The sequence below is a fragment of the Bradyrhizobium sp. 197 genome, assembly GCF_023073375.1.
Classification (GTDB): domain Bacteria; phylum Pseudomonadota; class Alphaproteobacteria; order Rhizobiales; family Xanthobacteraceae; genus Bradyrhizobium.
Window position 1 is genome coordinate 25,434 of sequence record NZ_JADPJJ010000007.1, and the last position, 12,478, is coordinate 37,911.

At 54.4% G+C, this 12,478-nt stretch carries 10 protein-coding genes; 2 read left to right on the top strand and 8 right to left on the bottom strand.

From position 1 onward, the window contains the following. Window positions 1-729: an FkbM family methyltransferase gene (locus IVB27_RS01975; protein WP_247440974.1), complete on the top strand. Its 729-nt coding sequence runs from the start codon at window positions 1-3 to the stop codon at window positions 727-729. Window positions 730-1,154: 425 nt separating this feature from the next. Further along, complete coding sequence (locus IVB27_RS01980; protein ID WP_247440976.1) at window positions 1,155-1,808, top strand: glycosyltransferase; 654 nt, start codon at window positions 1,155-1,157, stop codon at window positions 1,806-1,808. Window positions 1,809-1,826: 18 nt separating this feature from the next. On the opposite strand, the gene IVB27_RS01985 is transcribed toward IVB27_RS01980, so the two are convergent. The 8 genes from IVB27_RS01985 to IVB27_RS02020 all read right to left on the bottom strand — a co-directional run bounded on the left by IVB27_RS01985 (window position 1,827) and on the right by IVB27_RS02020 (window position 12,396). Beyond that, window positions 1,827-3,212: a hypothetical protein gene (locus tag IVB27_RS01985; protein ID WP_247440978.1), complete on the bottom strand. Its 1,386-nt coding sequence runs from the start codon at window positions 3,210-3,212 to the stop codon at window positions 1,827-1,829. Between the two features lie 60 nt (window positions 3,213-3,272). Beyond that, window positions 3,273-4,583, bottom strand: a complete 1,311-nt coding sequence (locus IVB27_RS01990; RefSeq protein WP_247440980.1) for a hypothetical protein — start codon at window positions 4,581-4,583, stop codon at window positions 3,273-3,275. A 241-nt stretch (window positions 4,584-4,824) separates the two neighbouring features. Beyond that, window positions 4,825-6,087 carry a glycosyltransferase family 4 protein gene (locus tag IVB27_RS43165; RefSeq protein ID WP_247440982.1) on the bottom strand — a complete coding sequence of 421 codons (1,263 nt, stop codon included), beginning with the start codon at window positions 6,085-6,087 and terminating at the stop codon, window positions 4,825-4,827. After that, a complete protein-coding gene (locus IVB27_RS02000) occupies window positions 6,084-7,379 on the bottom strand; it encodes a polysaccharide pyruvyl transferase family protein (protein WP_247440984.1) in 1,296 nt (431 codons plus the stop codon). Before IVB27_RS02000 ends, IVB27_RS43165 begins: the two co-directional genes overlap by 4 nt. Further along, entirely contained in the window at window positions 7,376-8,551 is a 1,176-nt protein-coding gene (locus IVB27_RS02005; protein ID WP_247440986.1) for a glycosyltransferase, read from the bottom strand. Before IVB27_RS02005 ends, IVB27_RS02000 begins: the two co-directional genes overlap by 4 nt. Beyond that, on the bottom strand, window positions 8,548-9,900 hold the full coding sequence (locus IVB27_RS02010) for a lipopolysaccharide biosynthesis protein (RefSeq protein ID WP_247440988.1): 1,353 nt from the start codon (window positions 9,898-9,900) through the stop codon (window positions 8,548-8,550). The genes IVB27_RS02005 and IVB27_RS02010 overlap by 4 nt, the downstream gene beginning before the upstream one ends. Further along, window positions 9,890-10,834 carry an aldo/keto reductase gene (locus IVB27_RS02015; RefSeq protein WP_247440990.1) on the bottom strand — a complete coding sequence of 315 codons (945 nt, stop codon included), beginning with the start codon at window positions 10,832-10,834 and terminating at the stop codon, window positions 9,890-9,892. Before IVB27_RS02015 ends, IVB27_RS02010 begins: the two co-directional genes overlap by 11 nt. Beyond that, complete coding sequence (locus tag IVB27_RS02020; RefSeq protein ID WP_247440992.1) at window positions 10,834-12,396, bottom strand: FAD-dependent oxidoreductase; 1,563 nt, start codon at window positions 12,394-12,396, stop codon at window positions 10,834-10,836. Before IVB27_RS02020 ends, IVB27_RS02015 begins: the two co-directional genes overlap by 1 nt. Window positions 12,397-12,478: the final 82 nt, after the last annotated feature.

Sequence of the window (12,478 nt, forward strand, 5' to 3'; positions counted from 1 at the left end):
ATGAATCTGCTTCTCATCCGCATTCGCAAACTGCTCCACGCAGCAGGCTCATCGTCCGGTCGCCGCGCACTCAAGTTGGGGGTTGCTGCGAGCATCGAACACAGCTCAGCTCTTCGCGATGTCGAATATCGAAGTGTTGTCGACATCGGAGCAAACGTCGGTCAGTTCGCATTGTTTGCACGTGAGCAGTATCCCAAAGCGAACATCTTTAGTTTCGAGCCCCTGGACGATTGCTGGAGTACATACAAGAAGATATTCCAAGATGATGCAAATGTTCACCTCTATCGATGCGGAATTGGATCAGCCGACACTGAAGCAACCATCAACGTAGCGAACGCAAACGACTCCTCCTCGATGCTTGCGCCGGCAGCCACGCAAATTGAAGCGTTCGGAACGCAAGTGAATACGACAAAGAAGGTCGAACTTCGTCGACTGACTACTCTCTTGCAAGAAGATCAGATCGTTTTTCCCGCGCTCCTCAAGATCGATGTTCAGGGCTTCGAACTCGAGGTGCTGCGCGGTTGCGAAGAACTCCTCCCGTCGTTTGATACCCTCTACGTCGAAGCGTCCTACGTGGAACTCTACGAGGGCCAAGCTCTGGTTGGCGAAGTTATCGATTTTCTTAACCATCGTGGCTTTGAGCTCCGAGGCGTCTTCAACCAGCACGTCGATCCAACGAGAGGCCCACTCCAAGCTGACTTTATGTTTAAGCGGGCATTGCCCTCGTGAACTCAAACGACGAATTCATAGTGGCAATCGGTCAGCTACCGCCGCCCGTAACGGGGCTGTCCTATATTACCGGCCGCATGATCGATGCCATCAAAGGCAGTCACGACGTTCGCACCGCGAATATCGCGCCCGACGCTGGGCAGACGGGATTATCAAAGCACATCCATAGAGCGCTTCGGGTACTCACTGCGGGCACCATTCTGCTGAGACATACCTTTAGGACCGGTCGTCGCTGCTACCTCGTCTGCGAAGGTGATCGGGGTTTGGCGTACATTATATTCCTCGCCGCCCTAGCTCGGATCTGCCGCTATCCGACTGCTCTGCACCACCATAGCTTTGCCTACATCGATCGCCCAAGACTACTTCTGCGCCTGCTTCTGGGTGCCGGCGGACCGACCCTTACTCACGTATTCTTGTGCCCTATCATGAGCACAAAATTCGCAATGGCTTATGGGATCGAACCGAGGGCTTGCATCGTTTCAAACTCGGCTTTTGTCGAGCCGGACTGGGATTTCCAAACGCCGACCGGACCACTGACTATCGGACTTCTCAGCAATCTTACGAAAGAGAAGGGACTTCATACGTTCTTGAAGCTGGTAGAGTCAGCTCAGGCGCAAGGTCTTTTGGTGAGAGCAATCCTTGCCGGACCCGTTGCAAGTGAAACCGATCGCAGGTTGGTGGAGAGCGCAACTCACGACTTACGCGATGTCCTTGAGTATCGCGGACCTCTTTACGGATCATCGAAAGATACATTTTATCGGGACATAGATATTTTCGTGTTTCCGACCCAGTACTCGCACGAGGCCGAACCGACGGTTGTATTTGAAGCTTTGTCGGCGGGTAATCTCATCATTGCATTCGATCGCGGATGCATAGCGAGCCAAGTTGGATCGAATGGGCTGATCATTCCGGCAAATTCAAACTTCAACCAGGATGCAGTCGACTATCTCCGAGAAGCCGCGAGGCATTTGACGGAACTCCGCAGCAAACGCCATTCTCGCGTTGACGCATACGGCGCCGTTCATGCGTCCAGTTCTGGAGTCGCCAAGCAGTTGTTCCGCAATCCGACTTGCAACTGAGGCCTATTTAGTTGGCCTTTAGCCATTGGGACGCAATGTAGTCGCCCTCGAATAAACTTGTCTCGGGCGAACCACCATCATCTCCCGTTGCAGTCTGATCCTTCCGACAGCGATTAGGATAGAAGCAGCGATCATCGAGAAGGCCCAGAAGTACACCACCGTCACTCCGCCATCTCGCAAGATAGTTTTGAAATAGATGAGGAATATCCAGAAGAAAGAAAACAAGAACGGGCTGGTCGTCCTTACTGCCGCGTCATAGAGACGACTCTGGACCACTCCTAAGAAGAACATCATAGGGATCAATGAAAGGAACCCGTAGACCATATACACGTCGACATAGAGAGTCGTAGTCATCGACGAGAAATTTCCATACTCGTTGAGATTAACGATTGACGTGAAAACCGGCTTGTCAGGCCACAGCTGTCGGGGGATTGGCCAATATAGTAGCCGAAGATATTGCGTGCCATAGGAATAACCCGCCCGTTCGTCGACAACCATTGCTGCTACGGTCGCGCTATCGAACTCAACGACGTCCATCGAACTTTTGCTACCGCGATCAGCCACGTAGGACGTCCATATTGACGAAATATCGGCATCTCCAAGCACAACCCGACGCACCACGTAGCGATCATGTCCGACGATGTCGAACAACAGGCCGCCGAACAAGACTCCAACGATGATCAAAGCACCTGGATATCGCCTGCGAGCCTCAATGAGCGACACAAAAAATACGCTGACAAGAACGACGACGAACGAAAGCCGCTGTGCACCAATGTACATCCGAAGAGCGACAAAGGCGGCCATGAAGAAAACAGAGAGCGTCCTGATCGACCCCTTGCACAGATACAGCACGATGCAAATGATGGGAAGAAATTCAGCGAGTGCCAGGGTGTATCCAGATATGCCAACGAGACGCTGTCCGCCCTCGGCGTCCCTCGTGACCTGAAACCCATTGACCGACTGGAGCCCCGCGTCGCCGTAGGCTCGGTAGGTGCCGTAAAGCCCCGCCGCGCCCATCACAAAGACCGCGACGTAGAACGCAAGAGGCCGCAGGACAACAAACCGAACGGGAGCGATAGCCGGAATGATGCTTTTGGCACGCTTTGCAAACGCAAACCCAAGGAACGTGGCAACGAGAGCAACATTTGCGATCGCCGTCACTCGGACGATGTCCTCAGAAGTCGGTGTAATTCCGACGCGCAGCCAGATGAATGATTTTCCGTCCAGATAGATCAGAAGCGGCCGAACGATAAATCCGACGAAGTGGTAGAGCAGGTAAATCACGAAGGGATGATAGACCGGAGCATGCCAGACTTTGACAACCACGAAGCCGATCGCGAGCCACACAACGAAATTGAACAGCGCGGCATAGATCAGCGGTGCATCTACGAGATTTTCTACCATTTCAGCGCTTTCGATAAAGTCAAATGCTAACTCTTATTAGAGGTGTTGGGCGGAATGCGCCTAAGGCCCGCGTGTAATGGAGATGTTGGACGTATCATCCAGATTTCCGCGTTGAGATACGAGTCGCGCAAAACGAACCTGTTGCGCGGATTCATCCAACTGAATCTTTATCGTGACGTCCTTGATCAGGTTAGGAACGCTTTCTCCGGCAGTAATGGAGACAACGCAGGGCATGCCTTTTTTGCGACAGCGCGCCGAAATGTTAAGGATCACATCCGATATCCGCGGATAGACCTTCGTCGACAGGGCCAGGAAGCTATCCGTTATATCAATCCGGCCTCTCACCCAGCTCCCAATATATACCGGACCGCAATCGATCACGTTGATATCGAGATCAAGCCACGGAATCTCTCCCGCGGAAAATTGCGTCGGCTCATTTCTGGAGTTGCCAGGTATCTTGCTCGGCCGCGCTATTCCTCCTTGAAGCCCGCCCATCGATCTACAATTTTCGAAAGTACAAGCTATCAATCTTCCATGAGCGCCGGTCCAGCCCTCCCAGCCCTGGTTGCCATCAAAAAAATAGCCCCTTTCGATATCCAAGTTCGTCCCGCACGGATTGAGAATATCCGCGTTAGTTTGCCCCATAACAACGTCCCGGCCGGTGAGCGCCCCATGATGAGCGCCGCCCTGATAGAACACCTCTCCCCTAAAGCGTACGACTTTGGAGCGAACCAGGGTCCAGTCGCCGGTCGCCCGATCGTTTTCGGCCCAAAGGCCCTTATGCGTGAGGTCCCAGCCCTCTCCGGTCGAGACATCGGCCGGATAGCTATAAACGTCGGTCCGATCGCATCCGCCATCTAATTCCATGTTAGTGAGCGTCACCGACGGTAGCTCTGAACGGTCTGAAGGAGGCGATCGCCATCCCTTCAAGAATATACCTGCTCCTCGCCAGACCTTCCCGTTCACCGTTTGCCACTTGGAGTGAAGTTCCTGGCCATCCTGGCTTCGAAACAGGATTCGGGTCTCATCCTCACGTCCGACGAAGGCGATCTGACCTTCGACGACGATCGAGTGACCGTCGTATGCATTGTTGTTGTCAGGATTGCTCGTCCGCTGTGGACACCAGACAGCATAAGCGCGCTGATTGAACCGCACCGTTCCGGCGCCGAATGTCTCTGCATATTTTATGGCACGTTGAATGGCCCCTTGATCATTAGCACGTCCGTCTCCGACGGCGCCGAACGCTTCAACAAAGACCGTTTCAGGACTTAGACGGAAGTTTCGGCCGTCTGCGACAGTGAAGGTTGCCGAAGGGTGAGTAGCCAAGAAAGCCGCATCAATGCGCGGGTCGCATTCGAAGACCAGACTCACGGGAATTGGCCCGTCCCCGAGACATTCTATTCGCGTCACTGACGAGGGTATTTGCGCACCGCGAACCTGACTGATCGGAAGCAATCGCTTGGACCACTCTTCAGAGCACGCTGGTCCAGCCAGCCACACCGTTCCGGAGGCCAGTCCTGCGAGTACAATTCGTCTGTCTACGGGCTTTAGCATGTTTCGCGCTCTTTGCCTCACCTGAATTCATAATGAAACTCTGGACGCTTCAGCCAGGCTAGAACGGTCCATCAAGCAAGGATGCGATCGACGACTGATAATGCGCGAACGTATACTTCTGAGCTTCGCGTTGCGCGTTCGCCTTGAACGAAGCCAGCCTCTCACGATCGGATATCACTTCCATCACCGCTGATTGGAGAGCTTCTTCTGTGAGTTCGGCCAACATTATCCCCGTCTCGGGCGTGACCGCCACGCCGGCATTTTTTGATTGAATAAGCGCCAGTCCGGAAGCCATCGCCTCCAGAAGAACGAGAGCGGAGCCCTCGAAATAACTGGGAAAGATCAGAACGTCTGCATTCCTCATGATGGAAGGAACATCCGCACGAGGGACAGTCGGTCGGTAGGTGAATCGTTCTGAATATTTCGAGAAGATCGCTTTGGGCACAAGCATATCTCCAACGATCTGCACAGTAGCCAGTTCGCGTGGAATCTTTTCGAACACCTTGAGGATGAGATGAATCCCCTTCCGTACACCGGCCTGACCAAGAAACAGGAAGCGAACGGGCCCGGACCGGGGGGTATCGTCAGTCCGGTTGAAATTCCCGAACAAGTGCTCATCAAAGCAATAATTCAAGACGCGTAGCCGGCCACCCACCGAACCGTCGGACGCATGTTTCCTCACCGAATCCGCGGCAAAAGGCGATCCCGTCAGGATCACATTCGCCAGGCTATACTCCTCGTCGTCGCGTTCGATGCGGTCGGTCGGTATTCGGTATGAATTGCTGGAGAAGAATTCCGGATGGGTCTCATATAACTCATCCATTATGAGATTGTGCTCCCTCCCGTCGCCGATGGTCCGATCGAGAATGCAAGCCCTTCCGGCGGCTTTCGCCGTCCGAAACGCTTGGACCGACGAGCTGCTATACCCCCACAAATCAAAGCTCCGGGAGGACTCGATTTCTGATCTTAGTAAGTCTGCAAATCTTGCATTTCCGAACTGATCAATCTTTTTCGAGAGCTGACGAAATCCGGCGCGGTATGCCAATCGCTCTATCCACTCAGAGACTCCAACGGTCTTAACGAGGTCAGTATCAAGAGCTGGATTGCTGAATCGACGAAATTCGTAATGCACCCTTTCTCGGAGAGGCGAAGACATCATCCGTTCAATCCGATACGGCCACCGATCCGGCTGATAGAAGATCGACGTCGCGTAAAATTGAAGCCGTCCAAGCCGCTGCAAGGCGAGCGCAGTCTGCCACGAATGCTGCGTCCCCGGGTGAAAGACAGCGATCTTGTCCGCAAACGAGGATCCGCCAATCACGAGACGGCGTCCTTCAGTTGCGGCTCTCTCTCGGTGTCCAGAACCCGAGCCAGGGCCTCGCCGAAGTGCATCTTTGTACTCCTGTAGCGATTAACGGCTTCATTTATGCGGGCAGATACAGCGTTCTCTTGCTCCAGGCTCTCCGCGACTAAGCGGCTCAAGGCATGGCGGTCCATAGATACAATATCGATCGCCAGATCTTGCAAGCCCAGATCCTTCATGATGAACTCCGTCTTCGGCAGGTACGAGATCGCGGTTAACGGCCGCGCCTCCATCATCGCAAAAATGCAGGAGTGAAATCGTGTTCCGACGAAGATTCGCGCTCGTCCGATTGCCGCTCGAAGGATTTCAGGCTCGGTTTCCGTCTTGTGGACGAGAACATGCGCGCCACAACGGTCCGCGATCCTTTGAGCTAGATCCAGATCACTGGCTACTTGATTGAAGACGATGGTCCTCAGCTTGTGCTCACGATGCAGCTTATCAAAAATATATACCAAGCCGTCCTCGTACTTGGTCCTGTCTTCGGCCGGATTTGCCCTGTGGGGAAATGGCCAATCGACAACAGTTGCGCCGACGAACTGCTCACCTTTTTCTAAACCAATATCCTGCAGAAGCTGCTCGATCTCGGATCTATTCTTGGTTACATGCAGATTCCAGAAAGCGCTATCACCAGTTACCACTACCTTTTCCGGATCAATGCCTAGCTCTGCGATGAGAAACTGCTGAGAGTAGCCTTCTCGCACGCACATCAGCGCACAGGCCGACAGGACAAAGCGCGTCATCGCAGCTCCAAGCTTCGACTTCACCGGTCCAATGCTCTGTGGAGCCAGAACAGTTTTGGCTCCAACCAAAGTTCCAAAATGGATGTGCAGTAGCGCAATGACGTAGGACAAATTGACGTCGTGGATATATCCACCAGGCGCACTGATTACGAAGTCGGCAGCCTGATAAGCCATCACCGTCTGGCGCTGGCTCTGCGGAAGGATTTGCGCGAACCCAAACAAGCCGGTTGCACACGCAATCCAGGCCACAAAAAGGTACACGAGTTGCTCAAGGCGTCCCAAGGGGCCCGAAAATCGCGAGGAATTTCCGATACGGTCACTCCACTCTACGCCTGGATGCGCGGCTTGTGCAGAGGCAACACCTTCGAACAATATGCCCATGATTTTGGCGCCCGGATCGACCGTTCGAATCTGTTCGATGCATTCGTCCAACAGGACCGAATCCCCCCGGTTTGACCGGCCAAATGCATTGACGATTAGGTATTTTCGCCCCATCCCGCTCTCGCTCATGTACCTGAACGTCCCTCGACCAATCTCGCCACTCCAGCACTAAACCGGGGCAGGTCCCATTGATCGATTGTATTGGTTGCCGACAAGGACATTGCATTTCTCAAACTCTTGTCGGAAAGCAGCTGCCGCAACAAACCTGCCGCAATCTCGACCTCGCCAGGAGGGACTACAAATCCCGATTTGCCGTGCTTTACGATTTCGCCAGCAACGCCACACCGGCTGGTTACGATGCAGGGGATCCCCAAGGCCATCGCTTCGTTCACGCAGAGGCCCCATTGATCGTACTCTGATGTCAAGAGCAGGGCCTCGGATCTCCGATAGAAGATCGGCATGATGCTGTTCGGAACGTCTCGAAGGTGACAGATCATTTCGCCGATGCCGAGCTGTCTTGCCGTCTCTGAAATCGCGGCTTCTTCGGGTCCCGCTCCGATGAGCATGAAGCGAACACCGTGCTGTGGAGCGCCGCTCGCCACATATATCCGCAAAGCCACATCAACCCGCTTGCGACCGACGAGCCGGCTGACACAAATGACATATCGTTCGGGCAAGATGCCTTTACGGAGAAGGAACGGAGCTCGCCGTTCCAGTTTGGCACCCCGAGCTCGAAAGAACGCGTTGTCGATTACGTCATAGCCGATTTCAATCGGGCCGCTCATCCCAAGCGATCGAAAGTACGAACGGTGTCTGGCGCCCGCGACGAGCGCGCCATCGAACAGGCGAAGCAAGCCGGCCTTGATCCATTCGGACCAAGTGCTGCGTTCCTGGTCATCCGCTTTGCTGTCCGACATGAAAAATATTGGTAGGCGGTGCACTTTCGCAAACAGTAGCGAGATCAGTGCCAAGTCGTCAGAATATCCGATCGTAAAAACATGGCTTGGTTCAAGTCGCTTTAGGGCACGCCAGAGGGCAAGAGCTCGCTTCCGCTTGCTTGCGATCTCAGGAAGTTTGATACAGCGGATGCCTGCTTTGATGGCTGCAGCTCTTCGCTGCCGGTGGGCATAGAAGGAGGATGATCTGGAAGCCTCAATAGCGACCAACTCGTGGCCAGCCAAATGCAGCTCTTGCTGGCAACGGGAAAGCCTGCTCGCATGATAGTCACCAATGTGCTTGATGACGAAGCAAACTCGATGAAATGCTGGGGGCAAAAGCTGGCCTCGATTGGCTGAAATCAATGCCAGAACCTCAATCGAGTTAGACCGCCTGCCAAATAGCCCGCAATCGCCTGCAATGGATCGTCCGGTCGGTAGAAGAGCGTTTTCGCCTGCTTCACGATGACCACGCACATGATAAAATCAAGAACCACGACTGATAGGGCGGCACCAGCTGGTCCTATTAATCGGGAGCAGACAAAAGTCATCGGTATCGTTGCCGCGCTAAGAAAGAGGAAGGGTAAAGCAAACCCTGCATGGCGGTTGATCGCCAAAATCAAGTTCGATAGTGGACTCCAAAAGCCGCCCAATACTACCGTCAGCGCCATCAGAGCGACCAACTCTCGACCGGGAATGATGAGTTGGCGCGTCCAAAGGGCTATTAACTGCGGACCGAACAGAATGAGTACGATAGCAAACGGCAGCGCGACAGCCAGCGCCACGGACACAGTTAACAGAACGATGAGAAATTCGCTCCGTCGGTCCTTCCTTGCGACGGCTGCTGAAAACTCGGGCATGATCGCGTGTGTGAGCAACTGTGTGAGCTGAATCCCTATTCGCGAGAAGGTTCTTGTCGCGGTGAAAACGGGTACGGCCATGCTGGAGAGAGCGGCTCCGAGAGCGAGGGTTGAGCCCTGAAGGAACGCCGCCTGTCCAAGCGGGACAGCGAGAACCGCTAGAGCTGGCTTGAGGAGACCAAGCGCCTCCGCCCGGTCCGCTTTTTCGAAGCCTATCTTCAGCCAAGGAACATTAATCCTCAGGAGCAGGTTCTGGACCAAAAGCGCGAAAATGCGCGCCGCGACGAGCGTTGCAGCAGCATATTCGGGCCCATAGCCTAGGATGACCACGACGACCATGCACACGTTCTCGAACAGAATCGTATTCGCAGACCAAAACGCGCCCAGCGCAAACAGGCCGGCACACCGGAAGCCAGCCATGAAAATGCTACCTTGAAGAGAAACGACCGCGTACGTGATCAACAGCGAAAGCGTAAGACGCGACGAATAGGGCGTCATTGACGAGAAGCTTGGCCACGCTACAGAAGGAATACTCCAGACGATCAGCAGCGCGCCCAGGACTGCGAAAAGCGATGACGTCAAAATGACTGCCCAAGCACTCTGGAACACGCGAACGGTATCAGCGTGCATTCCGCGTGCGGCAAGCATGGTCATCTGATTTCCTGCAGCAGTCGCAAATCCCAAATCGCTCACTGAAAGGAAACTTGGCACTGCTGCAAGAATGACCCACGCACCATATCCTTCTACCCCCCAGTGCACGGCCAGGACGGGCACGACGAGAAGCTGCACTCCGGCAATAACAAGCTTATCGTAGACGTTTGCGGCCACGCCAACGGTCACACGCTTAAGATTCACCGGCATCCTCCTTCGAAAGGGATAGCGTGCGCAGCACTGCGGCAACACCGATGGAGTTTTCGAGAAGACACATAGCCTCGACAAAACCTCTCACCCGCTCGTGGCTGGTCGAAGCGAATATTAGCTTGGCCGAGGGAAAGGTAGCGTGCAGGACAATGAAAAAGATTGCGATCTCGAGCGCGGTTAGATCCAGACGCGCCGATCTCGCGAGTGGCGCTGCTATTCGGCTCAGTTTCGCGCCAAACGCAGCATCAGACTTCTGCAATGCAAACCCAGCACTGGCAATAGTGTGCAGGAAGTGAGTTTTTGAAAGACCCGTGGCGTCGAGTTGGAGATCAGATGGCCGGGCTGCAAACTGCGGTACAAAACCGGAAGGAAGAAACGCATCAAAGCCGCGATCGAAGTACTGGCCACTTGCGTACCCAATTTCCGTTGCAGCACCCCGCCCCTTCTCCTGCTCGAGAACCTCGATGGCGGGTCGTATCAACTCCAAGGCAGGAGCTTCGTGCAAAAACAAATAGTCCAGCCGATCTCGGCGCAGACGGCCGCGCGTCTGATCTAAGGACTCCTTCATTGCTGCAGGCGAGAAGTCGAATCTATGTTGGTGGGCGAATACTCGTGTAGGCAGTGGAGCTGCGGCCGGACCGGGGAGCTTTAGGCGCGCCGGCATGAAGCTCTTGAGAGCACTCGCGTAAGTGCGGAGAATCGCGTGAATTGGCCGAACTGAACCGACTTTGGCGGAAATGAACACATCACTTACCCCCGAAACGACATCCCCCACAACGGCTTCCGCCGTTCCCATGCCATAGGATGGTGCGGTGTCAAAATGGCGGATACCTACACGCAAGCAATATTCGATTAAGCGAGCTGAGCTTCGAGCATAGGCCCCGCCCTTTAGTCTGGCGCACCCAAAGACGATCTGTCCATCCAACATCAGAGCTGCCCAAGAGATTTTGCCAGCCTCAAACCGAAAGCTATCGCCGTCAACGTGGGATTTGCGAAGCTTCCGGAAGGAAAAGTCGCGGCCCCAGAGACGTAAAGATTGTCCGTGCCGAAAACCTTCAGATTCCGATCCACGACAGCTTCCTCGGCATTTTCGCCCATGCAAGCACCTCCCATATGGTGGTAGGAATCGTGGCAGCTGGTCAAAAAGCTCTGATCCTCATCGAGGATGCGGGGATCAATGTGAATCTCGCCCAAACCGGACGCTCGAAATTCCGCATCGATTGCTTTGCAGACCTCGTTAGCAGCTCGCATTTCCCGGCCGTCAAATGCCCAGTGCAGAGCAATCGGAGCATCATCTGGGTGCTGCGACGCATCGAGCCTCATGTAGCTCGCCGAGGTGGGAATTTGCTCGATTTCGAGGCCGAGGAATGCGCCCTTATCGAGCAAGCTGGTTGAGCGGCGTTCGATCAAATACCGCCACGCAAGCGGGAGCAAAATGCGAGCCATTTTGCTCGCATCGTTCGCTGCGGCCATCGATTGCCGCCATTGCGACAAGTCAACGATCCGCCTCGCCAGCATAAGCCCATCTCGAAGCATCGAACCTGCGCTATTGGGCGTGTTGATCGTGCCGACACAATTCGCAATCATTAGCCTCTCGGAAAACTCATTGGTCGTGCGAATTTTCACGCTGTATTTGTGTCGGTTATAGAAAACGTGATCGAATAGGTCGCGCAGCCGCGTCTGATTCTGCACAGTGATCGCCCCTGCAATCCCGTGCAAATGGTCGATAAAGAATTTTCCGATGTTTCTGTTATTTTGAAGTGGGGATCCTGGAGCTTCGACGGCGCGCAACAGGAGACGAACCGCCTCAAATGTGCCGTTAGCGAGAACCAGCTGCCGGCACGTAAGGCGGCGAGTTTCGCCACCAGCAGTGGCAATTTCAAGTGCGTGAACACGGCCTTTTTCGAACAAAAGGCGCCTTACTTCCGATTTTGTAACGATCCGCGGCCCGTTCGGATCATGCAACCAGCGCCGAAAGAGCTGGCTGAAGTCAGGCTGGGGCAGCCACAGATTCATTCCCAACGTAAGGTCTTTTCCAAATTCAGACGGTCTCTTTGTTACAAGTCGCCAGACTCGTTCCGTGTCCTGTAGCCCCTCTCCGACGCCCAAGATCTTGAAAGCCTCACTGAAAAACGGCTGGATCTCGGTATACGATACTGGCCAGCGTTTCTTACCCTCGTAAGCGCGGCTCTCAAAATCTCTTGCTTCGAACGGGACCAATTGTCCGCCCCAGAGACGAGTTGTGCCGCCCAATGCTTTCATTCTGCCTTGGAGCAGACCCCGATGTTGGAAGCCTTGATTGATCCCTTCATTCAACTGCACGTAGTCAACTCTGGGAGATGTATCGCCTGCCTCCAGGACGACGACAGACTTGCCAAGCTGTGCCAGCCGAATCGCCAAGGTGAGCCCGATGGCTCCGGCGCCGACAATTGTGACATCGCTCTCAAATTGATCAGCATTGCCAAGAAGCTGGGACCCGTCGACGATCATGGCTCAACTCATGACGCCGGCATGATGTTTGCCGAAGTCGGCCATACGAGCACGGAAGATCTGAACACTTCCTCGTTCTCTC

What these genes read in the sequence shown, in the direction of transcription:
- IVB27_RS02015 (WP_247440990.1), bottom strand. Translation starts at nt 10,834, where the DNA reads ATGTTGGATGGACAGATCGTCTTTGGGTGCGCCAGACTAAAGGGCGGG.
- IVB27_RS02000 (WP_247440984.1), bottom strand. Translation starts at nt 7,379, where the DNA reads ATGAGCGAGAGCGGGATGGGGCGAAAATACCTAATCGTCAATGCATTT.
- IVB27_RS01980 (WP_247440976.1), top strand. Translation starts at nt 1,155, where the DNA reads ATGAGCACAAAATTCGCAATGGCTTATGGGATCGAACCGAGGGCTTGC.
- IVB27_RS01985 (WP_247440978.1), bottom strand. Translation starts at nt 3,212, where the DNA reads ATGGTAGAAAATCTCGTAGATGCACCGCTGATCTATGCCGCGCTGTTC.
- IVB27_RS01975 (WP_247440974.1), top strand. Translation starts at nt 1, where the DNA reads ATGAATCTGCTTCTCATCCGCATTCGCAAACTGCTCCACGCAGCAGGC.
- IVB27_RS02020 (WP_247440992.1), bottom strand. Translation starts at nt 12,396, where the DNA reads ATGATCGTCGACGGGTCCCAGCTTCTTGGCAATGCTGATCAATTTGAG.